This is a genomic window from Enterobacter ludwigii (assembly GCF_001750725.1).
Classification (GTDB): Bacteria; Pseudomonadota; Gammaproteobacteria; order Enterobacterales; family Enterobacteriaceae; genus Enterobacter; species Enterobacter ludwigii.
The window spans coordinates 1,843,927-1,869,333 of the sequence record NZ_CP017279.1; the positions used below are offsets into that span (position 1 = coordinate 1,843,927).

General features: G+C 51.0%; 26 protein-coding genes and 2 tRNA genes. 10 read left to right on the forward strand and 18 right to left on the reverse strand.

The genetic code is table 11. The features are described from left to right. Positions 1-32: 32 nt before the first annotated feature. A complete protein-coding gene (gene tonB / locus BH714_RS08715) occupies positions 33-755 on the reverse strand; it encodes a TonB system transport protein TonB (RefSeq protein WP_025203933.1) in 723 nt (240 codons plus the stop codon). 221 nt (positions 756-976) lie between these two features. Here tonB and BH714_RS08720 point away from each other — a divergent pair, with 221 nt between their 5' ends. Further along, positions 977-1,273: a YciI family protein gene (locus BH714_RS08720; RefSeq protein ID WP_014170437.1), complete on the forward strand. Its 297-nt coding sequence runs from the start codon at positions 977-979 to the stop codon at positions 1,271-1,273. 35 nt (positions 1,274-1,308) lie between these two features. Here BH714_RS08720 and leuE read toward each other — a convergent pair whose 3' ends face one another. The 4 genes from leuE to BH714_RS24055 all read right to left on the reverse strand — a co-directional run bounded on the left by leuE (position 1,309) and on the right by BH714_RS24055 (position 2,855). Continuing rightward, entirely contained in the window at positions 1,309-1,944 is a 636-nt protein-coding gene (gene leuE, locus BH714_RS08725) for a leucine efflux protein LeuE (RefSeq protein WP_020882385.1), read from the reverse strand. Positions 1,945-2,013: 69 nt separating this feature from the next. After that, positions 2,014-2,424: an Exc2 family lipoprotein gene (locus tag BH714_RS08730; RefSeq protein WP_025203932.1), complete on the reverse strand. Its 411-nt coding sequence runs from the start codon at positions 2,422-2,424 to the stop codon at positions 2,014-2,016. A 12-nt stretch (positions 2,425-2,436) separates the two neighbouring features. After that, on the reverse strand, positions 2,437-2,565 hold the full coding sequence (locus BH714_RS24490; protein ID WP_014170440.1) for a KPN_01571 family protein: 129 nt from the start codon (positions 2,563-2,565) through the stop codon (positions 2,437-2,439). 116 nt (positions 2,566-2,681) lie between these two features. Continuing rightward, positions 2,682-2,855 (reverse strand): YciY family protein, encoded by a 174-nt coding sequence (locus tag BH714_RS24055; RefSeq protein ID WP_086463573.1) that lies wholly within the window; start codon positions 2,853-2,855, stop codon positions 2,682-2,684. Between the two features lie 144 nt (positions 2,856-2,999). Between BH714_RS24055 and cls the strand changes: the two genes are divergently transcribed. After that, the gene (gene cls / locus BH714_RS08735) at positions 3,000-4,460 is read left to right on the forward strand and encodes a cardiolipin synthase (RefSeq protein ID WP_014170441.1); all 1,461 of its coding nucleotides are present in this window, start codon (positions 3,000-3,002) and stop codon (positions 4,458-4,460) included. A gap of 33 nt (positions 4,461-4,493) precedes the next feature. Continuing rightward, positions 4,494-4,823, forward strand: a complete 330-nt coding sequence (locus BH714_RS08740; RefSeq protein WP_006810881.1) for an HI1450 family dsDNA-mimic protein — start codon at positions 4,494-4,496, stop codon at positions 4,821-4,823. A gap of 31 nt (positions 4,824-4,854) precedes the next feature. On the opposite strand, the gene BH714_RS08745 is transcribed toward BH714_RS08740, so the two are convergent. From BH714_RS08745 to BH714_RS08775, 7 genes are all read right to left on the reverse strand, one after another. Next, a complete protein-coding gene (locus BH714_RS08745; RefSeq protein ID WP_044866074.1) occupies positions 4,855-5,724 on the reverse strand; it encodes an ion transporter in 870 nt (289 codons plus the stop codon). 14 nt (positions 5,725-5,738) lie between these two features. Then, positions 5,739-6,743, reverse strand: a complete 1,005-nt coding sequence (gene oppF / locus BH714_RS08750) for a murein tripeptide/oligopeptide ABC transporter ATP-binding protein OppF (protein WP_014170444.1) — start codon at positions 6,741-6,743, stop codon at positions 5,739-5,741. Beyond that, the gene (gene oppD / locus BH714_RS08755; protein WP_014170445.1) at positions 6,740-7,753 is read right to left on the reverse strand and encodes an ABC transporter ATP-binding protein; all 1,014 of its coding nucleotides are present in this window, start codon (positions 7,751-7,753) and stop codon (positions 6,740-6,742) included. Before oppD ends, oppF begins: the two co-directional genes overlap by 4 nt. Before the next feature lie 11 nt (positions 7,754-7,764). Then, a complete protein-coding gene (oppC, locus tag BH714_RS08760; protein ID WP_014170446.1) occupies positions 7,765-8,673 on the reverse strand; it encodes an oligopeptide ABC transporter permease OppC in 909 nt (302 codons plus the stop codon). A gap of 14 nt (positions 8,674-8,687) precedes the next feature. Then, on the reverse strand, positions 8,688-9,608 hold the full coding sequence (oppB, locus tag BH714_RS08765) for an oligopeptide ABC transporter permease OppB (RefSeq protein WP_014170447.1): 921 nt from the start codon (positions 9,606-9,608) through the stop codon (positions 8,688-8,690). Positions 9,609-9,691: 83 nt separating this feature from the next. Next, complete coding sequence (gene oppA, locus BH714_RS08770; RefSeq protein WP_020882381.1) at positions 9,692-11,323, reverse strand: oligopeptide ABC transporter substrate-binding protein OppA; 1,632 nt, start codon at positions 11,321-11,323, stop codon at positions 9,692-9,694. 772 nt (positions 11,324-12,095) lie between these two features. Then, entirely contained in the window at positions 12,096-12,743 is a 648-nt protein-coding gene (locus BH714_RS08775; RefSeq protein WP_014170449.1) for a YchE family NAAT transporter, read from the reverse strand. A 479-nt stretch (positions 12,744-13,222) separates the two neighbouring features. Between BH714_RS08775 and adhE the strand changes: the two genes are divergently transcribed. Further along, positions 13,223-15,901, forward strand: coding sequence for a bifunctional acetaldehyde-CoA/alcohol dehydrogenase (gene adhE, locus BH714_RS08780; protein WP_025203929.1), 2,679 nt, complete (start codon positions 13,223-13,225; stop codon positions 15,899-15,901). Positions 15,902-15,966: 65 nt separating this feature from the next. Here adhE and tdk read toward each other — a convergent pair whose 3' ends face one another. Then, a complete protein-coding gene (tdk, locus tag BH714_RS08785; protein ID WP_032669745.1) occupies positions 15,967-16,581 on the reverse strand; it encodes a thymidine kinase in 615 nt (204 codons plus the stop codon). A 549-nt stretch (positions 16,582-17,130) separates the two neighbouring features. On the opposite strand from tdk, the gene hns reads away from it, so the two are divergent. Further along, on the forward strand, positions 17,131-17,544 hold the full coding sequence (gene hns, locus BH714_RS08790; RefSeq protein ID WP_008502781.1) for a histone-like nucleoid-structuring protein H-NS: 414 nt from the start codon (positions 17,131-17,133) through the stop codon (positions 17,542-17,544). A 200-nt stretch (positions 17,545-17,744) separates the two neighbouring features. Here the strand turns inward: hns and galU are convergent, their stop codons facing one another. The 3 genes from galU to rssA all read right to left on the reverse strand — a co-directional run bounded on the left by galU (position 17,745) and on the right by rssA (position 20,861). Further along, on the reverse strand, positions 17,745-18,653 hold the full coding sequence (gene galU / locus BH714_RS08795; protein WP_014170452.1) for a UTP--glucose-1-phosphate uridylyltransferase GalU: 909 nt from the start codon (positions 18,651-18,653) through the stop codon (positions 17,745-17,747). A 200-nt stretch (positions 18,654-18,853) separates the two neighbouring features. After that, the gene (gene rssB, locus BH714_RS08800) at positions 18,854-19,867 is read right to left on the reverse strand and encodes a two-component system response regulator RssB (protein ID WP_014170453.1); all 1,014 of its coding nucleotides are present in this window, start codon (positions 19,865-19,867) and stop codon (positions 18,854-18,856) included. Between the two features lie 91 nt (positions 19,868-19,958). Beyond that, a complete protein-coding gene (gene rssA, locus BH714_RS08805; RefSeq protein WP_032669742.1) occupies positions 19,959-20,861 on the reverse strand; it encodes a patatin-like phospholipase RssA in 903 nt (300 codons plus the stop codon). A 114-nt stretch (positions 20,862-20,975) separates the two neighbouring features. Here rssA and BH714_RS08810 point away from each other — a divergent pair, with 114 nt between their 5' ends. The 4 genes from BH714_RS08810 to BH714_RS08825 all read left to right on the forward strand — a co-directional run bounded on the left by BH714_RS08810 (position 20,976) and on the right by BH714_RS08825 (position 22,687). Then, entirely contained in the window at positions 20,976-21,434 is a 459-nt protein-coding gene (locus tag BH714_RS08810; protein ID WP_025203926.1) for a YchJ family protein, read from the forward strand. 48 nt (positions 21,435-21,482) lie between these two features. Further along, a complete protein-coding gene (gene purU / locus BH714_RS08815; protein ID WP_014170456.1) occupies positions 21,483-22,325 on the forward strand; it encodes a formyltetrahydrofolate deformylase in 843 nt (280 codons plus the stop codon). A 157-nt stretch (positions 22,326-22,482) separates the two neighbouring features. Next, positions 22,483-22,567, forward strand: a tRNA-Tyr gene (locus BH714_RS08820). A gap of 35 nt (positions 22,568-22,602) precedes the next feature. Further along, a tRNA-Tyr gene (locus BH714_RS08825) sits at positions 22,603-22,687 on the forward strand. Between the two features lie 61 nt (positions 22,688-22,748). Here BH714_RS08825 and BH714_RS08830 read toward each other — a convergent pair. Further along, on the reverse strand, positions 22,749-23,192 hold the full coding sequence (locus tag BH714_RS08830; RefSeq protein ID WP_014170457.1) for an Lrp/AsnC family transcriptional regulator: 444 nt from the start codon (positions 23,190-23,192) through the stop codon (positions 22,749-22,751). A gap of 107 nt (positions 23,193-23,299) precedes the next feature. On the opposite strand from BH714_RS08830, the gene BH714_RS08835 reads away from it, so the two are divergent. After that, a complete protein-coding gene (locus BH714_RS08835; protein ID WP_040017688.1) occupies positions 23,300-24,196 on the forward strand; it encodes a DMT family transporter in 897 nt (298 codons plus the stop codon). 17 nt (positions 24,197-24,213) lie between these two features. On the opposite strand, the gene BH714_RS08840 is transcribed toward BH714_RS08835, so the two are convergent. Further along, positions 24,214-25,404 carry a glycosyltransferase family protein gene (locus BH714_RS08840; RefSeq protein WP_040019041.1) on the reverse strand — a complete coding sequence of 397 codons (1,191 nt, stop codon included), beginning with the start codon at positions 25,402-25,404 and terminating at the stop codon, positions 24,214-24,216. Positions 25,405-25,407: the final 3 nt, after the last annotated feature.

Here is a 25,407-nt window from a genome sequence, read left to right on the forward strand (position 1 = left end):
CGGTAAAAAAAGCCTCCTTGCGGAGGCTTTTTTTATTCCATCTGTGCCCCGCCATTCAGGCGGAATACAATATTCACGATCAGTCCGTTGCCCGGTTTACCGGCTTCATAACGCCATCTGCGCATCGCCGTTTTCACTTCTCTCTCGAACATATTAGACGGCTGCGCGGACAGTATTTCCACGTTCTCAACACGCCCTTCCGGCGTAACATCGAATTTCACCCGTACACGGCCCTCAATACGTAATGCCTGAGCACGAGCCGGATACTGCGGCTGATTACGGCTGACCGCACGCGGTCCCGCGGGTGCGGTGACTGTCGGTTTGGCTGTCGTCGTGGTGTTATTCATCACCGGACGCGAAGGTGCTGCGTTTTCTACCGTCTGCGTGGCGCGGGGTTCAACCGGACGCGTTTCGCGTTTTGGACGTTCTTCTACCTTCTTCACCGGTTTTGGCTTCGGCTTAGGTTTCGGCTTCGGCTCGGGTTTGTGGATCACCACCGGAGCTTCTTTTGGCGGTTCCGGCACCGGTTCAGGTTCGGGTTCCGGTTCGGCGACGGGCTGTGGCGGCGGAGGCGCAACCTGCGGTGGTTCGAGATCCGCTGGCGATACCATCGTCACAGAAATAGGCTGTGCGGGCGCTGGCATTTCAACAACCTGATGAACCGAGGTATAAAGCAAACCCGCCACGACAGCACCGTGAATAACGACAGAAAGCAGCGTCGGCCAGGGAAAGCGGCGAGGTAAATCAAGGGTCATCGAAGTCATAATCATCAACGTTAAAAAACCGAACACTGATTTTAAATGCAAATAGCAATCATATTCAATAAGACACTTTGTCCTGGCGCAATTTAAGCGCAAGAGAGGCCAAAAAAGGCGCATTCAGATCAGGGTTTTAACATTGTTTTTATCTTTACATTGCAGTCAGTTGTCCTTTCACATAACGTTACTGACACTTTTAATGGTTAAGGAGCTTCACCGTGCTTTACGTGATTTACTCTGAAGATGTCGCTGATTCCCTCGAAAAACGCCAGTCCGTTCGCCCTGCCCATCTGGCGCGTTTACAACTGCTCCAGGATGAAGGTAGATTACTGACCGCGGGTCCAATGCCTGCGGTAGACAGCAATGACCCTGGCGCTGCCGGTTTCGCGGGCTCCACGGTGATCGCCGAGTTTGAATCCCTGGAAGCGGCTCAGGCCTGGGCTGATGCAGACCCGTACGTTGCCGCAGGTGTCTATGCGAAGGTGACGGTTCGCCCGTACAAGAAAGTGTTTTGATGCAAAAGTGGCTCCAAAAGGAGCCACTCATCTCTTTAGTGCAGTGACGCTAAGCGCGCCGCAAATCCGACAAACAGCAGCCCAATCAGCCCGTTCCCCAGCTTTGCCAGTTTCTTTTTGGTTTTCAGATAACGCGTGACAAACGCACCAGAGAAGATCAGGAAGCTCATATACATAAAGCTAATCAGCTCCAGCGTGGTCGCGAGGATCAGGAAAGACGTGCCCGTGTTTTTCGCATTCACATCGATGAACTGCACAAAGAACGAGACATAGAACAAAATAGCCTTTGGATTCGTCAGGCTCAGCACCAGCGAGCGTTTCATGATCATGCTCGCAGGCTCGGTTCCGCTCTCATGGGTATTCTTCTGACGGGTGATGACTGACCAGAGCATTTTGCCGCCGAGCCACAGGAGATAAAAAGCACCGAGGTAGCGCACAATATTAAACAGAACCGGGGTCGTCTGGATTAATGCTGCGACGCCCGCCCAGGCCAGAAACATCAGCACTGCATCACCGATAAATACGCCAGTGGCGGCGAGATACCCTTTTTTAACACCGTGCCCAATACCGGTTTTCAGTACAAACAATGTGTTCGGTCCAGGCACCAGCACGATAAAAAATGCCCCTACAACATAGGTCCAGAAATTAAGTACACCAAACTCCGCAAACACCTCTCCCTCCTTTTGCTAAAAAAAACGACGGGAATATCGCTGCAAATACGATATCCCCAAAATCAGACGCTATTGTACGCCGTTATAGCCATCAAGATAAGTCGCAGCCAGTTCGTTGCCAAATAAAACGGCGTCCTTCTCTTCCATTTGAGACGTCCATTTATCCGCGGTATTACCGTCGAAAGCATGCTCCGTTTTCGCCTGATTCTTCAGTTGATCGCGAATGCTTTGGGCGTACTGGTTTGCCTCAGACAGTGTGCGTCCTGCAGCGCGATCGGTTTTCCCCTGCTCATACAGCTCACGGAACTGAGGAACATTCAGACGATAATTTTGCGATACACTTGACGTAAAATTGCCGCCAGTAAAATTGGTTTTATGCGACACGAAATAATAAGCATGCCTTTCCGGTGACGTTTTACTGCTGGCACAACCGCTCAACACGGCAATCCCAAGAAGGGCTGCAACCACTTTTCCGTTCATCTCTTTTCCTTTTTAGTTTATCCAGTGCGATATCCCGCTGAGCAGTAAATTAATCAACGCGGATAATGACGATAATCCTGCGTTTTCCCTGATCGCATCCAGCGCAAGCAGCACAATAAATACCCAGAGATAAGGATTCATCTTTGAAATGCATAAGATTAAGAGGGCGGAGTATATCGCGGAATGAATCGGGGGAGAGACTGCGAAAAATGATAGCCTGAAAATCAGTGGGCACCTTAACGGTGCCCTGATGGTTCTCAGATAACCTGTGTAGCGAACAGCAACGCGTTACGGTGTCTGGTCATTCCACATTTTCTGATGGCGTGTATACGCATATTGCGGCGGGATTGTGCTTCCAGCCAACGAGCCTTGCGACGACTCACCTGTCGCAACATGCGCCAGCGCCCTACTTCTGTTCTACTGCGCTTCATGTTTACAACTCTTTCTCTAACAGAAACCCCATTATAAACCCAACCCCGCAGCAAACCAGCGCTTTTAACTGGCGTTTTTATTTGCCAGATGATTCCTGATGCGTACACTCATAACAATACGCTTTCAAAAGGATTTTTTTACCTATGACAACCTTCTACACCGTGGTGAGTTGGCTGGTCATTCTGGGATACTGGCTGTTAATCGCGGGTGTGACTTTGCGCATCCTGATGAAGCGCAGAGCCGTACCCTCTGCCATGGCCTGGCTGCTGATAATCTACATCCTGCCGCTGGTGGGGATTATTGCCTATCTCTCTTTCGGTGAGCTTCATCTGGGTAAACGCCGTGCCGAGCGTGCCCGCGCCATGTGGCCTTCAACCGCCAAATGGCTCAACGATCTCAAAGCCTGCAAACATATCTTTGCCGAGGAGAACAGCAGTGTTGCCTCCTCGCTGTTTAAGCTGTGCGAACTCCGTCAGGGTATTGGCGGCGTTAAGGGCAACCAGCTCCAGTTGCTGACCTCCTCGGATGACGTCATGCAGGCCCTCATCCGCGATATTCAACTGGCTCGCCATAATATCGAGATGGTGTTCTATATCTGGCAGCCTGGCGGCATGGCCGATCAGGTTGCTGAATCGCTGATGGCCGCTGCGCGTCGGGGCATTCATTGCCGCCTGTTGCTGGACTCCGCTGGCAGCGTCGCCTTCTTTCGTAGCCCCTGGGCGGGCATGATGCGTAATGCCGGTATTGAAGTGGTTGAGGCGCTGAAGGTCAATCTCTTGCGTGTGTTTCTGCGCCGGATGGACCTTCGCCAGCACCGTAAAATGATCATGATCGACAACTATATTGCCTATACCGGCAGCATGAACATGGTTGACCCGCGGTTCTTCAAGCAGGACTCGGGTGTCGGGCAGTGGGTAGACCTGATGGCGAGAATGGAGGGGCCCATTGCCACCTCGATGGGTATCGTTTATTCCTGCGACTGGGAGATAGAAACCGGGAAACGTATCCTGCCGCCACCACCGGATGGCAATATCATGCCATTTGAAGAGGCCAGCGGGCACACCATCCATACTATCGCTTCCGGACCGGGCTTCCCGGAGGACCTGATCCATCAGGCGTTGCTGACGGCCACTTACGCAGCGCGTGAATATTTGATCATGACCACCCCCTACTTTGTTCCCAGCGATGACCTGCTGCACGCCATCTGTACCGCGGCACAGCGCGGTGTCGATGTGAGTATCATCTTGCCACGCAAAAATGACTCGCTTCTGGTGGGCTGGGCCAGCCGGGCATTTTTCAGTGAACTGCTGGCTGCGGGGGTGAAAATCTACCAGTTTGAAGGCGGATTACTCCATACCAAGAGCGTGCTTGTCGACGGCGAGTTAAGTCTGGTGGGTACGGTTAACCTGGATATGCGCAGTCTGTGGCTGAACTTTGAAATCACACTGGTGATCGATGATGCCGGCTTTGGCGGCGATCTGGCCGCGGTCCAGGATGATTATATCTCCCGCTCGCGACTGCTGGATGCCAGACTGTGGGTTAAACGCCCGCTGTGGCAGAGAATTACCGAACGACTGTTTTACTTCTTTAGTCCGTTGCTGTAAAACGTGCCCAACGATGTTAAACAGGTAGTCATCATGGAAATGGATCTGAACAATCGCCTGACCGAAGACGAAACGCTCGAACAGGCCTATGACATTTTTCTCGAACTGGCGGTTGATAACCTCGATCCCGCAGACGTGATCCTCTTTAATCTCCAGTTTGAAGAGCGCGGGGGCGCCGAGTTGTTCGACCCTTCTGAAGACTGGGCTGAACATGTGGATTTCGACCTCAATCCTGACTTCTTTGCCGAAGTGGTGATTGGCCTGGCCGATGAAGATGGCGGTGAAATTAACGACATCTTCGCCCGCGTCCTGCTGTGTCGCGAGAAAGACCACAAGCTGTGTCATATTCTCTGGCGCGAATAATAAAAAAGGCTGCGATTGCAGCCTTTTTTATTTAATCCGGTAACTCACTTCCGCACTGATTACAAAACCGCGCGCTGTGTTCATGTTCACCCTGGTGACATTTCGGGCATTTTCGTTGCGCCTTACGGTTCTGAAAGGCGCTGCTCATGTGCGTAGTAATGAGCCCTGTCGGGACCGCAATCACCGAATAACCAATCAGAATCAGTACCGAGGCGACAATCCGTCCCAGCGGAGTGTGAGGGGCTATATCACCATAGCCAACGGTTGTGACGGTCACAATCGCCCAATAAACAGAAGCATTCAGCGTTGAGAAGCCATTCTTCGGCCCTTCTATCAAATACATCAGCGCGCCGAATATCACCATGACGATGGCAATAAATGAATAAAACAGGATCAGCTGATGCCGCGCGCTGACGATGGCACTCCAAAATATCCGCAATGACGGCATAAACCGCAGCAGTTTAAGAATGCGTAACACCCGAATAACGCGCATCGCTCGCCAGGCAAAAACATAGCTCAGACTGATTTCTGGCCATAGCCACATGACATAGAGCGGCAGGATCGTGGCTAAATCAATAAATCCCCAGAAGCTGAAGACATATTTGGCCGGGTTAGGCCAACAGAATACCCGCAGGAAATATTCAGCGGTAAAGACCAGCGTAATGACCAGCTCCAGCCAGACAAAGAGATGCCATTCTTCCAGCGTCAGGTGATACTGCGTTCCGACGCCCGATTCGATAAAAATGATCACCACGCTGAGCAGCGCAAACAGGGCGCAGAGGGCTTCAAAACGCCGTCCGGTTACCGTTTCAGGATCGAATAAAAGATGATAGAGCCGCCGACGGACGGAGGTGAATAATCGCGACACGTTAACCTCGCAAATAATAAGGGCTGACATCATGTCAGCCCTTGCGATTATAACGGGTCTACTTTCAGGCAGGAAACCGCATGTCGGAAACTGCCCTCCAGAACCGGACGCGTTTTTGCACATTCCGGCCCGGCCATCGGGCATCGCGTACGGAATACACAACCGGACGGCGGGTTAATCGGGGACGGTAATTCACCTTCCAGAAGCTGGATGGTTTTATTTTTTTCCAGATCCGGATCGGGAATCGGTACCGCAGACATCAGTGCCCGGGTATATGGGTGCAATGGGTTATGGTACACCTCATCGTAAGTCCCTAATTCCACCGCATGGCCAAGATACATCACCAGTACGCGGTCAGAAATGTGTTTCACCACCGCGAGATCATGCGCAATGAAAATCAGCGACAGCCCCATTTCACGTTGCAGTTTCTGCAGCAGGTTAACCACCTGCGCCTGAATAGAGACGTCCAGCGCCGAGACGGGCTCGTCACAGATAATCAGCTTCGGCTCAAGGATCAAGGCGCGGGCGATACCGATACGCTGGCACTGACCACCGGAGAATTCGTGCGGGTAACGGTTGACGAGGTTAGGCAACAAGCCCACTTTCATCATCATTGCCTTCACACGGTCGCGTACTTCCTGACGCGGCATCTTCGGATGATAGGTCCGCAGTGGCTCAGCAATGATCTCCCCGATGGTCATACGCGGGTTCAATGAGGCCAGCGGATCCTGGAAAATCATCTGGATGTCGCTACGCACATCGCGCCACTCGTCTGGCTTCATGCCCAGCAGATCTTTACCCAGCCAGGCAACTTTGCCGTCGGTGGCTTTCACGAGGCCTATGATGGCACGCGCAAATGTGGATTTACCGCAACCGGACTCACCCACCACCCCCAGAGTTTCCCCTTCATACAGACGAAGCGTTACGCCATCGACCGCTTTCAGGGTTTTCGGCGGCTGCCAGAACCACTGTTTTCCGTCTTTAATGTCGAAATGCACCTTAAGGTCAGCAATTTCGAGCAGGACATTTCTTTTTTCATCTAATGCGTTCATACCAGATCCTCCTGCGGCTTAAAGCAGGCGCGCAGACGGCCTGGTGCAAACTCTTCCAGCGGCGGCGCGGTATTGCAGATTTCCATCGCGTGCGGGCAGCGTGGCTGGAACGGACAGCCTTTCGGCAGACGCAGCAGGTTTGGCGGGTTGCCAGGAATGGTCAGCAGGGATTCCCCTTCTGCATCGAGGCGTGGCACCGCATTCAGCAGACCAATGGAGTAAGGGTGTGCAGGCTGGTAGAACACGTCGCGCGCCTTACCATATTCCATGGTGCGGCCTGCATACATCACCAGTACCTTGTCACAGATACCGGCCACTACGCCCAGATCGTGAGTGATCATGATAATCGCGGTGTTGAACTCACGCTTAAGCTCGTTCAGCAGCGTCATGATCTGTGCCTGGACGGTCACATCAAGCGCGGTAGTCGGTTCATCGGCAATCAGCAGTTTTGGCCGGCACATCAGCGCCATCGCAATCATGACACGCTGACGCATACCGCCGGAGAACTCATGCGGGAACATGCGCATACGCTTGCGCGCTTCCGGCATTTTCACCGCGTCGAGCATTTTGACGGACTCCTCAAAGGCTTCCGCTTTGCCCAGGCCTTTGTGCAGCATCAGCACTTCCATCAGTTGCTCGCCGACACGCATATACGGGTTCAGCGAGGTCATCGGGTCCTGGAATATCATCGAAATCTGCTCAGCGCGCAGCTTGTTCAGCTCGTATTCCGGCAGGTTGAGGATCTCACGCCCGTTGAATTTGGCGGAACCGCCAATGACACCGTTAGACGCCAGCAGCCCCATCAACGCAAAGGCGGTTTGGGATTTACCGGAACCCGACTCGCCCACGATCCCCAGCGTTTCACCCGCACGCAGGTTGAAGTTGAGATCGTTCACGGCGGTCACATCGCCATCCGGCGTTTTAAAGGTCACGCGGAGGTCTTTTACGTCCAGCAGAAGGTTACCCTGCTGTTGCGCCTGTGGCGCAGTGGCCGTTTCAATAATCGTCATGACGGCGCTCCTTAACGGTCTTTCGGGTCGAGGGCATCACGCAGGCCATCGCCGATAAAGTTGAAACAAAACAGGGTGACGACCAGGAAGCCCGCCGGGTACAGAAGCAACCACGGTGAGACTTCCATTGAGTTTGCACCATCACTCAGAAGCGCGCCCCAGCTGCTCAGTGGCTCTTGTGTACCCAGACCCAGGAAGCTCAGGAAAGATTCAAACAAGATCATGCTTGGTACCAGCAGCGAGGCATATACCACCACCACGCCGAGCACGTTAGGAACGATATGGCGAACCACAATATTACCGGTGGAGACACCGCCCACCTGCGCCGCTTCGATAAACTCTTTACGCTTAAGACTCAGCGTCTGACCACGAACGATTCGCGCCATATCCAGCCAGGACACCATCCCGATTGCCACGAAGATCAACAGGATATTCTGGCCAAAGAAGGTCACCAGCAGGATAACGAAGAACATGAACGGGAAGGAGTTTAAGATTTCCAGCATACGCATCATGACGGAGTCCACTTTACCGCCAAGGTAGCCTGAGAGTGAGCCGTAAAGCGTACCCACGATCACCGCCACCAGGGCGGCCGCAATACCGACCATCAGCGAAATGCGGCCACCGATAGCGACACGCACCAGCAGGTCGCGCCCTGAGGAATCCGTACCAAAATAGTGCCCGGACGTCATATCGGGTGCGCTGGACATCATGCCCCAGTCGGTGTCGAAATAGGTAAATTGCGACAGAATCGGCGCCAGGGTGACAAACAGCGCGATGAGCACCAGAACAACCAGACTGGCGACCGCGGCGCGGTTATGCATAAAGCGACGACGGGCGTCTTGCCAGAGGCTACGACCTTCTACTTCCAGTTTTTCACTGAAGTTTTCCAGCGCCTCGCTGTTTTTCTTACTCAACATCATGGCGTGCTCCAGTATCAGTAACGGATTTTCGGGTCGATAACGGCATACAGCACATCGACGATAGCGTTAAACAAAATGGTCAGTGCGCCGACGAGGATTGTCAGGCTCAGTACCAGTGAATAGTCGCGGTTCAGCGCGCCATTAACGAACAGCTGACCAATGCCCGGCAGACCGTAGATGGTTTCGATAACCATTGAGCCGGTGATGATCCCAACGAATGCCGGCCCCAGGTAGGAGAGCACGGGCAGGAGCGCAGGCTTGAGTGCATGGCGGAATATAATCCGGCGCATCGGCAGCCCTTTCGCACGCGCGGTGCGGATGAAGTTCGAGTGCAGGACTTCAATCATGGAACCGCGGGTGATACGCGCGATACTGGCGATATAAGCCAGGGAGAGAGCCACCATTGGCAAAATCATGAACTTCAGCGCCCCACCGTTCCAGCCGCCCCCGGGCAGCCATTTCAGCGTAATGGCAAATATCATCACCAGTAATGGCGCGACAACGAAGCTGGGTATAACCACCCCGGTCATCGCCACCCCCATTACGGTATAATCCCATTTGGTATTTTGTTTGAGCGCGGCAATAACGCCCGCGGTGACGCCGAGAACGACGGCAAGGATGAATGCTGCAGCACCCAGTTTCGCCGAGACAGGGAAGCTGGACGCCACCAGGTCGTTAACGGAATAGTCTTTGTATTTGAATGACGGCCCAAAATCACCGTGCGCCAGTTGCTTCAGATAGTTGAAGTACTGCGTGGAGATAGGATCGTTTAAATGATACTTCGCTTCGATATTGGCCATCACTTCCGGTGGCAGCGTACGTTCACCGGTAAATGGACTTCCCGGCGCGAGACGCATCATAAAGAAGGAAATCGTAATTAGAATAAATAACGTTGGTATCGCTTCTAAGCAGCGACGCAGGATAAATTTCAACATTGCCCGTACCTTCTGGCGTGTGCCTGATGAATGTTACAAAGTAGACACAGTGGGGCAAGCCAGGCCTGCCCCACGTATTGCCATTAATGCTTGATAATATAAAGATTCTTAACGGAAATATTATCCAACGGGTCTTTACCGGTATAACCCCCTACCCACGGTTTCACCAGGCGGGCGTTAACGTAGTAATAGACCGGTACAATTGCAGAGTCTTTATCGAGCTGCTCTTCTGATTTCGCGTACAGATCAGCGCGCTGCGCATCATCTGTGACTTTCAGCGTATCAGTAATGATCTTATCGAATGCCGGGCTCTTATAGTGCGCGGTGTTATTCGAACTGTCACTCAGCATGGTGTTCAGGAAGGATGTTGGTTCGTTATAGTCCGCACACCAGCCGGCACGCGCCACGTCGAACGTCCCCTGATGGCGGGTATCCAGGAAGGTTTTCCACTCCTGGTTTTCCAGCTTCACGTTCACGCCCAGGTTTTTCTTCCAGATAGACGCGACGGCGATAGCCAGTTTTTTATGCAGGTCAGACGTGTTGTACAGCAGGTTAAACGTCAGCGGCTTGTCAGCGGTATAACCGGCTTCAGCCAGCAGTTTTTTCGCTTCTTCGTTACGTTTTTCCTGTGACCACTTGAACCACTCAGGCTCAACCAGTTTCATACCGTCGGTATAAGGAGGGGTATAGCTGTATGCCGGCAGGTCGCCCTGGTTTTTCACTTTGTTCACGATAATATCGCGATCCAGTGCCAGCTTCAGCGCTGTACGCACGCGCACATCAGTGAATGGTGCTTTCTGGTTGTTGATTTCGTAGTAGTAAGTGCAGAGATACGGATCAACATGCACTTCTTTCGGGATCTCTTTTTTCAGCTTCTGGAACAGTTCAATCGGCATGTTGTTATAGGTCATGTCGATTTCGCCGCTGCGGTAACGGTTAACGTCAGTAACTTCAGAAGAGATTGGCAGGTAGGTTACCTGATTAATGACGGTTTTCGCGTTATCCCAGTACTGCGGGTTACGCTCCAGAACCATACGTTCGTTGACCACCCAGTCTTTCAGTTTATATGCACCGTTGGTCACGATATTGGCAGGCTGAGTCCATTTTTCACCAAATTTTTCCACCGCGGATTTTGGTACCGGGGAAACGGACGGGTGAACCAGTAATTTGTAGAAGTACGGAACAGGCTCGCTCAACGTCACTTCAAAGGTATTGGCATCAATCGCTTTCACACCCAGGTCGGTGACCGGTTTTTTACCGGCGATGATGTCATCAATATTGGCGATGTGGCCATATTGCAGGTAGCTCGCATACGGAGAGGCGGTGGTTGGATTCGCCAGACGCTGCCAGCTATACACGAAATCTTCGGCGGTAACCGGCGTACCGTCGGACCATTTCGCATCTTTACGCAGATGGAAGGTCCAGACTTTGAAATCTTTATTTTCCCATTTTTCCGCCACACCCGGTGCCGGGTGGCCGTCTACGTCGGTCACCAGCAAGCCTTCGAACAGGTCGCGGTTGACGTTAGACTCCGGAACACCTTCAATTTTGTGCGGGTCAAGTGACTGAACTTCCGCACCGTTGTTACGAACCAGCGTCTGTTTCTCAGCCAGTTGAACGCCTGCAGGAACGTCCGCAGCCATTGCAGCGTTGCCCGCGATTAGCGCAGTTAAAATCCCCGCCGCTACCAGATTTTTTTTTGTGATGATGGACATTGTGTTGGTACTCCACTCATTATAATTACTGGCCTTCGCCAGCTGTGTAATCCCCTGTTGGGGCCTGTACAGCGCAGGAGTTTTTTTTGCTGCTGTCAGGTTCTTCTTTTTACTTCTTGCTATCACCGACTTTTTTATTACTGACCGCTCGTATGGCCGTCTTGCGTCGATTCTTCACAGGTCTCCCCTGTCTGAGGCCTGCGCTGGATATCTGAGAAGAGGACTATATGAAAATAATTCTCATCTGCTTGTTTTATGCTGCAAAATATTAGGCCGGAAAGTATCAAATGGCGTAAACGCGCGCCAATACATTTTGCAAATTTGTTAAGCAATTCTCTTTTACGGTGAGTGCCGTATCTCGGGGGGCAGCCCTGCCTGACATCAAATACCGCATAAAAACATTGGTATTCAATATGATAGAGAAAACATTCTCTACAAGCGCGTCGCTGCGCTATCATCGAGTGGTTTTGTACAAAAATTTAACAACTGATTATTATTTAGCACATTCCTCTAGGGGAACGTTGAAATTACTAATATCATTTCGGTTATGACTCAGCAAGCCCCAGAGTATCATGTGAGTAAAATAACAGATCGATTGAAGGTTTTATGCGCAGAGAGGCACGAGGCAAATTGATAACTTATTGAAATATAAGAAAAGCGGATTATTAGTAGAATTTATTATGATATGTGAGCATTTCAACTTTAGTTATATGATTTGCTGATAATCACGTAAAAAAACGGAGCCTCAGGCCCCGTTCTTTCATTTGAAATATTAGTGCAGTAAGCCGGGGAAAATGCTTTTAATACCGGTGACAATAAATTCGATGCCTAACGCCATCAACAACAGGCCCATAATACGCGTAATGACGTTGATGCCCGTTTGCCCCAGCCAGCGCACCAGCCAGGGTGCCATGCGGAAAACACCCCAACAACACAGTGCGAAGATAGCGATGGCGACAGAAAAACCAATCAGGTGCATCAGGCTATGGTAACGTGTCCCCCAGACAATGGTGGAACTGATCGCACCAGGCCCTGCCATTAAAGGCAACGCAAGCGGGACCACGCCGATACTTTCGCGAATGGCGGTTTCTGATTTCTCCTGTTTGTTCTGCTTATCCTCACCCAGCTTACCGCTGATCATCGACATGGCAATGGTCACCACCAGGATGCCACCTGCGATGCGGAAAGAATCAATTGAAATGCCGAACAGCTGGAGAATGGCATCACCCAGGAAAAGCGAGGTGAGCAAGATAATGGCCACTGACAGGTTAGCGGTGAGGTTGGTTTTGTTCCTGGCCGCCGCCGTCTGGTAACTGGTCATACTAATGAAGACAGGGATGATCCCTACCGGGTTGACCAGGGCAAACAGACCAATAAAAAATTTAAAATACGTTGGAAAATCAAAGAGCGTTTGGATCACGTTTTGCTCCGCTTATGCACATGCCCGGGACTGACACTTTGTCATGAAAAATCGCGCTGAAGATACGCTTTTTATGAGCATACTTCACCAGAAATCTGTGCCTAAACGTTATCCTTTCAGGATGTTAAACAGATGTAGAATCAGTGATAGCATCACTTCCAATAGTTACTTAATTATTTAACACTGGAAATATCTACAATAAATAACCCTGCTGAAAGGTATCAGCTTGGGGAAAAATTGACGCAGATCATGATTTTCGTACTCAGAAGTGAGTAATCTTGATTACGCCCCCCAGGAAGGTCACCTGTCACAAAGGGATGATGTTAAGGTAAGGCTCTTTTAGTAAGTTAGCGCGCCAGAGCATAAAGTAACTCTTTGTTTTACTTTATCTAACGCAAGTCGTAGTGGCTCTGTCTATACTGTCAGACGTATCGAGCGCTGGTTTACTAAAAGAGTTTAAACATTATCAGGAGAGCATTATGGCTGTTACTAATATCGCTGAACTGAACGCACTCGTCGAGCGCGTGAAAAAAGCCCAGCGTGAATACGCCAATTTCACCCAAGAACAGGTTGATAAAATCTTCCGCGCGGCCGCTCTGGCTGCTGCAGATGCTCGAATCCCTCTCGCTAAAATGGCCGTTGCTGAATCCGGCATGGGTATCGTTGAAGATAAAGTGATCAAAAACCACTTTGCTTCAGAGTATATCTATAACGCCTATAAAGATGAGAAGACTTGCGGCGTCCTGGCTGAAGATCATACCTTCGGTACCATCACCATTGCTGAACCTATCGGTATTATTTGCGGTATCGTTCCAACGACTAACCCAACGTCTACTGCCATCTTCAAATCGCTGATCAGTCTGAAGACCCGTAACGCAATCATCTTCTCCCCTCACCCACGTGCTAAAGATGCCACCAACAAAGCAGCGGATATCGTGCTGCAGGCTGCTATCGCTGCGGGTGCGCCAAAAGATCTGATCGGCTGGATCGACCAACCGTCTGTTGAACTGTCTAACGCCCTGATGCACCACCCGGACATTAACCTGATCCTGGCAACCGGTGGTCCTGGCATGGTTAAAGCAGCATACAGCTCCGGTAAACCGGCTATCGGTGTAGGTGCGGGTAACACGCCTGTTGTTATCGACGAAACGGCCGATATTAAACGTGCTGTTGCATCTGTACTGATGTCTAAAACCTTCGACAACGGTGTTATCTGTGCGTCTGAACAGTCCGTTGTTGTTGTAGACTCCGTCTATGATGCAGTTCGCGAACGTTTCGCCAGCCACGGCGGCTACATGCTGCAGGGCAAAGAGCTGAAAGCCGTTCAGGATATCATTCTGAAAAACGGCGCGCTGAACGCCGCCATCGTTGGTCAGCCAGCCTATAAAATCGCTGAACTCGCCGGCTTTACCGTTCCGGCAACCACCAAGATTCTGATCGGCGAAGTTAAAGTTGTCGACGAAAGCGAACCGTTCGCTCACGAAAAACTCTCGCCTACGCTTGCTATGTACCGTGCGAAAGATTTCGAAGACGCGGTAGTAAAAGCGGAGAAACTGGTTGCAATGGGGGGTATCGGTCATACCTCTTGCCTGTACACCGACCAGGATAACCAGCCAGAGCGCGTTGCTCACTTCGGTCAGATGATGAAAACTGCGCGCATCCTGATTAACACCCCGGCTTCTCAGGGTGGTATCGGTGACCTGTACAACTTCAAACTCGCACCTTCCCTGACTCTGGGTTGTGGTTCCTGGGGTGGTAACTCCATCTCTGAAAACGTTGGTCCAAAACACCTGATCAACAAGAAAACCGTTGCTAAGCGAGCTGAAAACATGTTGTGGCACAAACTTCCGAAATCTATCTACTTCCGCCGTGGCTCTCTGCCAATCGCGCTGGATGAAGTGATTACTGATGGCCACAAACGTGCGCTCATCGTGACTGACCGTTTCCTGTTCAACAACGGCTACGCAGACCAGATCACTTCTGTTCTTAAAGCGGCTGGCGTTGAAACTGAAGTGTTCTTTGAAGTTGAAGCTGACCCAACCCTGACCGTAGTGCGTAAAGGTGCTGAACTGGCGAACTCCTTCAAACCCGATGTGATCATCGCACTGGGTGGTGGTTCCCCAATGGACGCCGCGAAAATCATGTGGGTTATGTACGAGCACCCAGAAACACACTTCGAAGAACTGGCGCTGCGCTTTATGGACATCCGTAAACGTATCTACAAATTCCCGAAAATGGGCGTAAAAGCGAAAATGATCGCCGTTACTACCACTTCCGGTACAGGTTCAGAAGTCACGCCGTTTGCCGTTGTAACCGACGATGCAACCGGTCAGAAATACCCACTGGCTGACTACGCGCTGACGCCAGATATGGCTATCGTTGATGCCAACCTGGTCATGGAAATGCCGAAATCACTCTGTGCGTTCGGTGGTCTGGATGCAGTGACTCACGCCCTGGAAGCTTACGTTTCCGTCCTGGCTTCTGAGTTCTCTGACGGTCAGGCTCTGCAGGCTCTGAAACTGCTGAAAGAAAACCTGCCAGCGTCTTATAATGAAGGGTCTAAAAACCCGGTTGCCCGTGAACGTGTTCACAGTGCAGCAACCATCGCCGGTATCGCGTTTGCTAACGCCTTCCTGGGTGTTTGCCACTCAATGGCACACAAACTGGGTTCACAGTTCCACATTCCTCACGGTCTGGCGAACGCCCTGTTGATCAGCAACGTTATCCGTTATAACGCGAACGACAACCCAACCAAGCAGACTGCTTTCAGCCAGTACGACCGTCCACAGGCACGTCGTCGTTACGCTGAAATCGCAGACCACCTGGGTCTGAGCGCACCGGGCGACCGTACTGCGGCGAAGATTGAGAAACTGCTTGCATGGCTGGAAAGCCTTAAAGCTGAGCTGGGTATTCCTAAATCTATCCGTGAAGCGGGCGTTCAGGAAGCTGACTTCCTCGCGCATGTTGATAAGCTGTCTGAAGATGCATTCGATGACCAGTGTACCGGTGCTAACCCACGCTACCCGCTGATCTCTGAGCTGAAACAGATCCTGCTGGATACCTTCTACGGCCGCGAGTTCAAAGAAAATGACACTGTTGCTGTGAAAGTAGACGCACCTGTCATTAAAGCTGACAAGAAAGCGAAGAAAAACGCGTAACTGACAGCCTGATAAAAAACCCGCCTCTGGCGGGTTTTTTTATGTCTGCATTTTACTGTGAAGGATTATTTGCGGTTGTCAGGCTGAAGCGCCGTCAGTGAGCCGACAATCAACGCTTCCTTATAATGCTTACGGCACACTGATACGTAGCGCTCATTGCCACCTATCACCACCTGCTCGCCATCAGCATAGGGTTTTCCGGCCTGGTCGAGGCGAAGCACCATGCTGGCTTTACGGCCGCAAAAACAGATGGTTTTAAGTTCAACGAGTTTATCCGACCACGCAAGTAAATACTGGCTGCCGGCAAAAAGCTCGCCGCGAAAGTCAGTGCGCAGTCCATAGCACAGAACGGGAATATCAAGCTCATCGACAACCTCTGAAAGCGCATGAACTTGCTCACGCGTCAGAAACTGGCTTTCATCAACCAGAACACAATGGATAGGCTGTGAAGCATGCGCTGCGCGGATATCCTCCAGCAGGTCAGTTTGCGGGTTAAACAGCCTTGCAGGCGATGAGAGGCCTATTCTGGAACTCACCTTCCCTGCACCAAAGCGGTCGTCAATTTCAGCCGTATAAACAACGGTACGCATCCCACGTTCCTGGTAATTGTATGAGGATTGCAGTAGCGCTGTCGATTTCCCGGCATTCATTGCCGAATAGTAGAAATAAAGTTGTGCCATTGGCCGTAAAACCCTAATCAATGTGTAATATTACCGATGATTCATTGTACCATATTTTGTCTGGTTATCAGCGATACGACGCACAGACTATGCGGTTCAGCGCGGGGTTTACCGCCGGCGTTTTGCAAAAATAATGCGTTAAAACATGAAGTAAACGCATCCAGCCCAGCCAATATGTTATAGGGTCAGCCAAACATAACACTTCATTTTATAGTGGAATCATCGTTCATTAAAATTCACTATTTATTAACTATTTCTGCCTTAACATACCCGGTGTAAACTAATACAAAAGGCTGATATTTATCCGCCGCAACTATAATTCCTGAGGCAAATGTCACAAAAAAAAGATGCAATCGACTGCGTTAAGCCACTTTACGTGATAACAAGCGAGACTGGCGGGTTATGAAATTTAAGTTAGCGTAATTAATAATAGCGGCAATATTCACTATTTTTTGAATTCCTTACATTCCCAGCTATTGCACAACTGAATTTATCGCTCTATTATTAGGACAACAAACCACCCCCCATTATAAGTTTGAGATTACTACAATGAGCGAAGCACTTAAAATTCTGAACAACATCCGTACTCTTCGTGCGCAGGCAAGAGAATGTACCCTCGAAACGCTTGAAGAAATGCTGGAAAAATTAGAAGTTGTAGTTAATGAACGTCGCGAAGAAGAAAGCGCTGCTGCTGCTGAAATCGAAGAGCGTACTCGTAAACTGCAGCAATATCGTGAAATGCTGATTGCTGATGGTATCGATCCAAATGAATTGCTGAACAGCATGGCTGCAGCTAAAACCGGTACTAAAGCAAAACGCGCTGCTCGTCCTGCTAAATATAGCTATGTTGACGAGAACGGCGAAACTAAAACCTGGACCGGCCAGGGTCGTACTCCTGCTGTTATCAAGAAAGCAATGGACGAGCAAGGTAAACAGCTGGATGACTTCCTGATCAAGGATTAATCATCTCGCTTCCAGAAAAATCCCGCGTAATGCGGGATTTTTTTTACCCGCAATTTACCGCAAACATCCCCTTACACTCTGTCATAAAGCGTTATTTGGCTATTTAGCTTGCCTTACAATCGGACGTGATGACGGTGTGTTATGGGCATAAAAAAACCGGTGGGCAGAGCCTCACCGGTTCAGATCAAATGAAGCCTGAGTTATTTCTTAATACCCGCGCTCTCTTTGAGCCAGGCTTTAAATTCTTCACCGAGCGTATTGTGGCGAATGCCATATTCTACAAACGCCTGCATATAACCGAGCTTATTACCGCAGTCATGGCTCTTACCTTTCATATGGTAAGCTTCAACGGTCTCTTTCTCGATCAGCATATCAATGGCATCGGTAAGCTGGATTTCATCACCCGCTCCTGGAGGCGTTTTCGCCAGCAGAGGCCAGATTTCAGCACTCAGGACATAACGACCTACAACCGCCAGATTAGAAGGCGCTACGTCGGCCTTAGGCTTCTCAACCACGCCAATCATCGGCACGCTCTCACCCGGTTCAAGGTTAACGCCTTTGCAGTCAACAACACCGTAAGCGGTAACGTCATCCACAGGTTCAACCATGATCTGGCTGCTGCCTGTTTCATCGAAGCGTTTGATCATCTCAGCAAGATTGTCCTGAGAAAGATCTGATTCATATTCGTCCAGAATAACGTCAGGCAGGATCACCGCAACAGGCTCATCACCTACAACGGGATGCGCACACATGACTGCGTGACCCAGACCTTTAGCCAGACCCTGACGCACCTGCATAATGGTGACGTGTGGCGGGCAAATAGACTGAACTTCTTCCAGCAGCTGGCGCTTAACACGTTTTTCCAGCATGGCTTCGAGTTCAAAACTTGTATCGAAATGGTTTTCGATAGAGTTTTTTGATGAATGTGTAACCAGCACAATTTCAGTAATGCCGGCCGCGATACATTCGTTAACGACATACTGAATTAATGGCTTATCAACCAGAGGCAGCATCTCTTTAGGAATCGCCTTAGTTGCTGGTAACATCCTGGTCCCCAATCCCGCTACCGGGATGACGGCCTTTCTGACTTTCGAATTTAGGGCAGCCATTCAAATTCTCCTGAGCTGTTCAAGTTTTGAACTTTTATGCAATAAATAACGCGTTAAGTATATCAGCCTCATCCCGCAGTCCGGGTCTGAAAAGAACGCGTTGCCGATCAATTAGGACAAATACGCATGATTCCGGGCAGCGATAGTAGCACTCCCCATAAATCACAGGTAAAGCAATCTTAAAATTAAGATCCAACTGCTTATTCCGTGGACAACATTAAGCGTAGCCGTCCCCCGGCACCCCAAATTTGGCACTGCCAGGAGGAACAGCGATGGCTAATTTGATTAAGATAAGCCGTACCCAATGTTCCAAGCGGGACACCGTTACTGACCTGAATATGATGTTCCCCGGTATTCAGCGAGGCATTAAGCCCCGCGGAAACGAGGATAAGATTTTTCAAACCGCTGTGGTAATAACCTACCAACAGCGGAAACTGTCCGGGTAAATTGGCCTGACGGAAAAGCTGGTTTACCTGTTTGAGTAAACTGCCTAACTCGGGAAGCCGCTGTCCCTGATGGGAGAGTTGTTCCTGCAGCAACCCGTTAAATAGCGCACGAAGTAATAACGCGGCTAATACACCATTATCCCCTGCCCGGGTGACATCAAGACAATAAAATGCAAGGTCCGAATCCGATAATGGCGCAATATCGAGCACCAGCCCTGGCTGGTCAGCGGCCACCAGCTGGCGATAATTCACACGACAGTGAGAAATATTTTGTTGCACCGGCGGTTGAAGTTCTTGCAACAGTTTCGCCGCCGCAGGGGGATTACTCACTAAGGCGTCCCAGTCCTGGAAAAGGCGTTCCTCTTCCTCAACCCGGGAATTAAACATATTGGGATAAAGACAGGCTAAGACGGTTTCACGAAGTCGGTTAAGATCTTTAACCGGTTTAAGCAGAATATCCTGAACCCCCAGACGCAAGGCTTTGGCTATATCCGCCATGTTCTCTGTGGCGGAAATCACCAGTATCGGCATCTGGTTGGCTTCATTGCGCAGATGTTCGACCAGCTTCAGTCCATTCATCCGTGGCATCTCAAGGTCACAAATCATCAGATCAGGCGTGATATTGACCATTTTTTCCAGCGCGTCGATGCCATCGTCAGCCAGTGAAGTGTTTGCCCCCAGTGATGATAACCACGAATCCAGTAGCGATCGGAAAACGGGCTCGTCTTCAACAATCAAAATGTGTTTTCCGGCCAATGGCTTCGTCATGGTTCCTCCCCTGGCTGACAGTAACTACATAGTGGCATGCTATCGGCACTGTCGCCTGTCAGATTTTGCTGAAGTAGTCAAAAAAAGGTGCTTAACGTGCTGTTCGCACAAAAGGCAGCAACTCATCTATTTTCTTTTCGACGGCTAACGAGCCCGCTGCGATGGCGGCCTCAGCCCGATGGAAATCAAGGGTAGAAATTTGCGGACAATACGGCTGAAGCAGAATATCCGGCGGGTCGCCAGCCATGCGGTTGCGCTTGAGGCGGTTCTCCAGGACCTGGATTGAGGTCGTCATAATTTCAATCGCCGTGGGTGCCGTTACCGCACGCCGGGCGGCCATCCGCCCGAGACGTCCGCGCAGACGCTCATGCCAGGCCAGTTTTTCGCCCTCGGCATCTTCACTCTGAAGATTGACTGGCATCAGGTCTTGTTGCATCAGATGAGCGTCGTGCTGTAAATCCACAGCAATAACGATATCGGCACCCATAGCGCGGGTCAGGGAAATGGGGACCGGGTTAACAACACCTCCGTCGACAAGCCAGTAACCGTTGTGTGGAACAGGGGCCATTAAGCCCGGCATGCTGCAGGACGCGCGAACGGCAAGATGGATATCCCCTTCGGTAAGCCAGAGTTCGCGGCCGGTACTGAGGTTCGTCGCAACGGCACCGAAGGGTAACTGACAATGACTGAAGTCATCGAGAGGCATAATCTGACGGAACTGGTTAAAGACCCGTTCACCGCGCAGCAACCCACCGCGCTGCCACGAGAGATCCATCAGGCGCAATACGTCCCAGTAACTGAAGGAGCGTACCCAGGTTTCAAGTTCCGGAAGCTTTCCACACGCGTATGCGGACCCCACAAGCGATCCGATTGAACACCCTGCAACAATATCAACGTCAATGCCCATCTGCTTTAAGGCATTTATCACGCCGATGTGCGACCATCCCCGGGCTGCACCTGAGCCCAGCGCCAGTCCAATTTTAACCTTTCTCATTAGCCCTGTTTTACGTCCCCTGGATTCCTGACATAGCATCAACGCAACTGCTCAGTTAACATGGTGCTACCCGAAGCGTTTAACGCCCTTATTTTTTGTTCCAGGAAGAGAATCGTGTCTCAACTCTGCCCTTGTGGTAGCGCTCTGGAGTATAGCCTATGTTGTCAGCGATATCTGTCTGGCGATCAGGTTGCACCAGACCCGTCACACCTCATGCGTTCACGGTATACTGCTTTTGTGATCAAAGACGCAGACTACCTGATTAAAACCTGGCACCCATCCTGCCACGCTGCCGATTTCAGACAGGATATTGAAGCCGGGTTTGCTAATACCCAATGGCTCGGCCTTACCGTCTATGAATCGTCAACGGGAAGTGATGCTGATGAAGGTTATGTCAGCTTCGTTGCCCGCTTTATCGAACGCAATAAGCCCGGTGCCATTATCGAACGTTCCCGGTTCTTAAAGGAAAGCGGGCAATGGTATTATATTGACGGAACGCGCCCACAGTTTGGTCGTAACGATCCCTGCCCTTGTGGTTCAGGTAAAAAATTTAAAAAGTGTTGCGGGCAGTAATGCCTGACAACCCAGACTTCGCAAATACTCAAACAGGATTTCCCGGCGATGCAATCACTACAACGTAAAGTTCTGCGCACCATCTGTCCCGATCAAAAAGGGCTGATCGCACGAATTACCAACATTTGTTACAAGCATGAACTGAATATCGTGCAGAACAACGAGTTCGTTGACCACCGTACCGGACGCTTCTTTATGCGTACCGAACTCGAAGGGATTTTCAACGACACCACCCTGCTTGCCGATCTCGACAGCGCGCTGCCTGAAGGCTCCGTGCGTGAACTGACCCCCGCTGGCCGTCGTCGCGTTGTTATTCTTGTGACGAAAGAAGCCCACTGTCTTGGCGATCTGTTGATGAAAGCAAACTACGGTGGCCTTGATGTTGAAATCGCTGCCGTTATCGGTAACCACGAGACGCTGCGCACGCTGGTTGAACGTTTTGATATTCCGTTTGAGCTGGTCAGCCATGAAGGCCATACCCGTGAAGAACATGACAACCTGATGGCCAATGCTATCGAAGCGCATAACCCGGATTACGTGGTACTGGCGAAATACATGCGTGTGCTGACCCCATCCTTCGTGGCGCGTTTCCCGAACAAGATCATCAACATCCATCACTCATTCCTGCCAGCCTTTATCGGTGCACGTCCTTATCACCAGGCGTACGAACGCGGTGTGAAAATCATCGGCGCCACCGCGCACTACGTGAATGACAACCTGGACGAAGGCCCAATCATTATGCAGGACGTGATTCACGTGGATCACACCTATACCGCAGAAGATATGATGCGCGCCGGGCGTGACGTAGAGAAGAACGTACTCAGTCGTGCGCTCTATCAGGTGCTGGCGCAACGTGTGTTCGTTTACGGTAACAGAACGATTATTCTTTAATCGACAAGAAAATGAACTGGTTAGCTTTACAGCTTAACGCGTAAAATTCAGGCAACCAGTTTATTTTTATTGTGGTAACGCTTTACAGGGGCGTCTCATTTGATATGATGCGCCCCGCTTCCAGCAGGAAGCAGGCCAGTAAATAGCATTACCCCGTGGTGGGGTTCCCGAGCGGCCAAAGGGAGCAGACTGTAAATCTGCCGTCATCGACTTCGAAGGTTCGAATCCTTCCCCCACCACCATCTCTCAGCATTACCTCAAAATTTGAATTACCCCTGGTGGGGTTCCCGAGCGGCCAAAGGGAGCAGACTGTAAATCTGCCGTCATCGACTTCGAAGGTTCGAATCCTTCCCCCACCACCATCATCTCAAAGCCAATCCAGTGATGTTTTTCAAACGATGTGTCATGCATAGCAACAGACGATCACATCGGTGGCAACCGGCGCTTCACCGGTGAACTTTTCACGATCGACGTATTACACTGAGCATGTTCCGCCAGACCATCAAGCAACGCATCCAGTTGCTCAATCGACCGCACAACCAGCCTGATAACAAAGCAGTCTTCACCGGTGACTTTATCGCTCTCAATACATTCCGGCATGGCCTGAATGTACTTATCTACCTTTTGCAGCAACCCCGGTAAAGGACGAACCCGCACCAGCGCCTGCAACGTATACCCCAACGCCGTCAGATTGACGCGAGCGCCATACCCTTCAATCACCCCGCGCTCTTCCAGTCTTTTCAGACGCTCTGCTGTACTGGGAGATGTCAGTCCAATACGTCCGCTGAGTACCTTTAGCGACATGCGCGCATCCTCAACCAGACAGGCCAGGATTTGGCGATCGATATCATCGAGAAGGTTTTCCATCGTTTTTACCTAATTTAAAAAAGCCATCACTGTCTTTCACCTTATAACAGCCATGTTATTCCCGACAGCGGTATTCGACAATATCGTCATTAATCAGGAGGTGAACAATGGGTGATGTACAAAAAGGCGTCTGGCAGATGAGCCTGGCGATGTTAATTTCCGGCTCGATTGGCGCGTTTGTTCTGCTTTCCGGCCTGCCGGTGACGGAAGTGGTTTTCTGGCGATGCCTGATCGGGGCGATGGCCCTTTTTATTTTCATCCGAATAAGTCGAAAACCATTTAGTCCGCTCACCCGTGTCACGCTACTGCTGGCAATTCTGGGCGGTGTTGCGTTAGTGGTGAACTGGTTGCTGCTGTTCGCGGCTTATGAACGTATTTCAATCGGCCTTTCTACCGTGGTCTATAACACTCAGCCGTTTATGCTGGTGTTGATGGGGATGTTTTTAGGAGAACGCGTGAGCCTGGTGAAATGGGGTTGGCTCGTTCTCGCCTTTGGCGGCGTGATCATCCTGCTCTCCAGTGAGCTGAATGGCGCACAGGGCAAAGGCTGGCTCGCAGGAATCGGTCTGGCGATGGGGGCCGCTTTCTTCTACGCACTGACAGCCATAATCGCCCGCAGACTGAAATCAGTTGCGCCCCAGCATATCGCCTTTATTCAGGTACTGACCGGCGTGGTCATGCTGTTGCCCTTCGCCCACCAGCCGGCATTTTCAGCTGATTTCCCCTGGCCGATTTTACTGACGTTAGGTGTCGTCCATACCGGGATCATGTATCAGTTGCTGTATAGCGCGATCCAGAAGCTCCCGACGCCCGTTACCGGTTCTCTGTCTTTTATCTATCCCGTGGTGGCCATAATTGTCGATAACGTGGTGTTCGGACACTCGCTGAATATTACGCAACTGGCAGGTGGTGCATTGATACTGTTTGCGGCGGCAGGTAATAACCTGGGCTGGGGCGAGAAAAAACCCCGCGAGTGCGGGGTTGGGATCAAATCAGCAAATTAGCGTCTGGGGCGAACAGACTAATCCTTGCGGATTAACGTGAGGAGATGTTCACGAGCCTGTTCAAGTTGCCTGAGTCCGCCGCGCAGCCAGATACCTTTTCTGAAAAACTCGACCCGGGCAGCATGATCGAACTGATCGTAGTCAACCGGGTACACCAGAGCCGGGATCCCTTTTTGAATACAGTGCCACATAATCCCCGCCCCGCCGTGGTGTATCACGACATCGTAACGAGATAACCAGGCATCATAATCAACCCAATGCATACGTAAGAAATTCCCTGCCCGTTCACATTCCGCACTTTCCAGGCTGCCATCCGTGAAATGGAACACCCAGTCTGGCATCGTTTTCGCCAGAGCTGTTGCCGCTTTCGCTACGTCATCTTTATGCCAGTCCAGATGTGTACCCAGCGTAATCAGGACATGCCGCTTTCCTTCAATGAAGGTCGGTTTCTCTCCATCTGCAGGCGGTGTGTACAGCGCAGGTCCAATAAAGGCTACCGATTCAGGCCAGGTCCGCTCAAATTCCATCTCTTTTTCGCCCAGAGCGAGAATGTGCGAGGGTGAATATGCCGTTTCACTGCCGTCAGGCCGATATAGCCGGGTTATGCCCGTCTGACGAATCACACCGCGAAAAAACCAAAAAACAAGACTCTTGAACAACCTGACTTTTTTCCTGTGGAGCAGGTGGCTTATCCGTTCCCACGCGGTGATGGCCGGCATCAGCCCACCACAATAAGCGGGTGGGCCGTCCGGTGCTTCAAGAACGCAGGGCGACGGCAAGCTACTCCACCAGAGAACATTCATCCGGGTACAGACAGGCCCCACGACGGGAAGTGTAAAGTCGGCGATGGCCAAATCCGGCACGCCTTCCCGATGCCACGCCCTCTCCAGTTCGTCAGCAAAACCCTTAAGCAGGCCTACGACTGAACGAAACTGACGATAAAGCCTCACAGGATGCGTCTTGACGGCATATTTTGGATTGGCGATAGACACTAACGGTGTATCGAAATCGCCGTCAAGAATAAGCCCTTGCAGTCCGGACGCCGCAATCCGCGCGCTGGCACCGCGAGTACTGATAATCCGGACCTGATAATGCGCTGAAAGCGCCCTCCCCATTGCCAGCACGGGATGCAAATGTCCGGAAAATGGCGGGGCCAACAAATCAATTCGCGTGACGTTGTCAGGAATCAGATCAAACAAGCGTTGCATATC

What these genes read in the sequence shown, in the direction of transcription:
- rssB (WP_014170453.1), bottom strand. Translation starts at nt 19,867, where the DNA reads ATGACGAAGCCATTGGCCGGAAAACACATTTTGATTGTTGAAGACGAG.
- oppA (WP_020882381.1), bottom strand. Translation starts at nt 11,323, where the DNA reads ATGTCCATCATCACAAAAAAAAATCTGGTAGCGGCGGGGATTTTAACT.
- BH714_RS24490 (WP_014170440.1), bottom strand. Translation starts at nt 2,565, where the DNA reads ATGAATCCTTATCTCTGGGTATTTATTGTGCTGCTTGCGCTGGATGCG.
- purU (WP_014170456.1), top strand. Translation starts at nt 21,483, where the DNA reads ATGCAATCACTACAACGTAAAGTTCTGCGCACCATCTGTCCCGATCAA.
- rssA (WP_032669742.1), bottom strand. Translation starts at nt 20,861, where the DNA reads ATGAGAAAGGTTAAAATTGGACTGGCGCTGGGCTCAGGTGCAGCCCGG.
- hns (WP_008502781.1), top strand. Translation starts at nt 17,131, where the DNA reads ATGAGCGAAGCACTTAAAATTCTGAACAACATCCGTACTCTTCGTGCG.
- tdk (WP_032669745.1), bottom strand. Translation starts at nt 16,581, where the DNA reads ATGGCACAACTTTATTTCTACTATTCGGCAATGAATGCCGGGAAATCG.
- BH714_RS08830 (WP_014170457.1), bottom strand. Translation starts at nt 23,192, where the DNA reads ATGGAAAACCTTCTCGATGATATCGATCGCCAAATCCTGGCCTGTCTG.
- tonB (WP_025203933.1), bottom strand. Translation starts at nt 755, where the DNA reads ATGACCCTTGATTTACCTCGCCGCTTTCCCTGGCCGACGCTGCTTTCT.
- BH714_RS08835 (WP_040017688.1), top strand. Translation starts at nt 23,300, where the DNA reads ATGGGTGATGTACAAAAAGGCGTCTGGCAGATGAGCCTGGCGATGTTA.
- oppB (WP_014170447.1), bottom strand. Translation starts at nt 9,608, where the DNA reads ATGTTGAAATTTATCCTGCGTCGCTGCTTAGAAGCGATACCAACGTTA.
- BH714_RS24055 (WP_086463573.1), bottom strand. Translation starts at nt 2,855, where the DNA reads ATGAAGCGCAGTAGAACAGAAGTAGGGCGCTGGCGCATGTTGCGACAG.
- BH714_RS08840 (WP_040019041.1), bottom strand. Translation starts at nt 25,404, where the DNA reads ATGCAACGCTTGTTTGATCTGATTCCTGACAACGTCACGCGAATTGAT.
- BH714_RS08745 (WP_044866074.1), bottom strand. Translation starts at nt 5,724, where the DNA reads ATGATGTCAGCCCTTATTATTTGCGAGGTTAACGTGTCGCGATTATTC.
- oppD (WP_014170445.1), bottom strand. Translation starts at nt 7,753, where the DNA reads ATGACGATTATTGAAACGGCCACTGCGCCACAGGCGCAACAGCAGGGT.
- oppC (WP_014170446.1), bottom strand. Translation starts at nt 8,673, where the DNA reads ATGATGTTGAGTAAGAAAAACAGCGAGGCGCTGGAAAACTTCAGTGAA.
- cls (WP_014170441.1), top strand. Translation starts at nt 3,000, where the DNA reads ATGACAACCTTCTACACCGTGGTGAGTTGGCTGGTCATTCTGGGATAC.
- oppF (WP_014170444.1), bottom strand. Translation starts at nt 6,743, where the DNA reads ATGAACGCATTAGATGAAAAAAGAAATGTCCTGCTCGAAATTGCTGAC.
- BH714_RS08740 (WP_006810881.1), top strand. Translation starts at nt 4,494, where the DNA reads ATGGAAATGGATCTGAACAATCGCCTGACCGAAGACGAAACGCTCGAA.
- adhE (WP_025203929.1), top strand. Translation starts at nt 13,223, where the DNA reads ATGGCTGTTACTAATATCGCTGAACTGAACGCACTCGTCGAGCGCGTG.
- BH714_RS08730 (WP_025203932.1), bottom strand. Translation starts at nt 2,424, where the DNA reads ATGAACGGAAAAGTGGTTGCAGCCCTTCTTGGGATTGCCGTGTTGAGC.
- galU (WP_014170452.1), bottom strand. Translation starts at nt 18,653, where the DNA reads ATGGCTGCCCTAAATTCGAAAGTCAGAAAGGCCGTCATCCCGGTAGCG.